The sequence below is a fragment of the Candidatus Symbiopectobacterium sp. NZEC135 genome (assembly GCF_025962695.1).
This window is the reverse complement of sequence record NZ_JAGFPF010000885.1, coordinates 1-867: the sequence shown is the minus strand read 5'-3', so window position 1 is coordinate 867 and position 867 is coordinate 1. Positions and strand designations below refer to the sequence as shown.

The window sequence follows — 867 nt, the reverse complement described above, 5'->3', positions numbered from 1 at the left end:
CATAGGCTTCCAGCAAATCTTTCTCCTGTAACATCATGGCAAGCATGGGGGGAACGGCTGTCAGCCAGGTACAACGGTAGTGGTTCATTGCCTCAAGATAACGACGTGCTTCAAATTGCGGCAGCAGCACGGTGGTTACCTGGCTTGCCAGTGTAAGCAGAGCCAGTGCCAGCGCGTTCATATGGTAGAAAGGTGCGGCAATCAATACTCGTTCACCCGTTAATTCCTGTGCTGCCAGTCGGGTCTCAACCACCCAGCGGTGGCTGGCGTGTGTCAGCCGCACGCCTTTGGGCATCCCGGTCGAACCGGAGGTGTACAGCATCAATGCCAGATCGTCGTGGGCAGGTGTAAAGCATTCCAACTGACCTACGCGTTGCAGCGCGGTCAGCTCAGCGCCAAAGGGCACTCGGGCGATATCGCTGACAACGCGTTTGAGCTGATCTTCATCACCCAACAGCAGGCGACTCTCACTGTCGGTGAGGATGCGTTCGATGGTATCGACTGGGAAACGAAAGTTGATCGGTACCGCGACCAGTCCGGCACGCATAATGCCGAGCAGGCTGGCAATATAGTCAATCGAATTACGGGCGAGAACCGCGACGCGAGATCCCTGTGGCCAGTCAAAACGTTGTAATCCAAGACCGATGGCGTTAGCCCTATTATCTAACTGCTGGAAAGTGATTTCGCGCGGCTGACCATCGGTAAATGGCATAATAAATGCGGGTTGATTACTGTGACGTAATGCGTCACTGAACGCCCCGAGATTGTCCGAACGCGTAAATGACGGAGAATCAGGCATGGTCAAACTCCAGTACCAGCGTTAAGGCAGGAATTGCCACTTGCAGGCGTCCACTCCGTTGCTCCAGC

1 protein-coding gene is annotated in these 867 nt (G+C 54.8%); it reads right to left on the bottom strand.

The features are described from left to right. The coding region (locus tag J5224_RS31185; RefSeq protein ID WP_264628878.1) for a class I adenylate-forming enzyme family protein at nucleotides 1-799 on the bottom strand (799 nt) is incomplete at its 3' end. Nucleotides 800-867 lie beyond the last annotated feature (68 nt).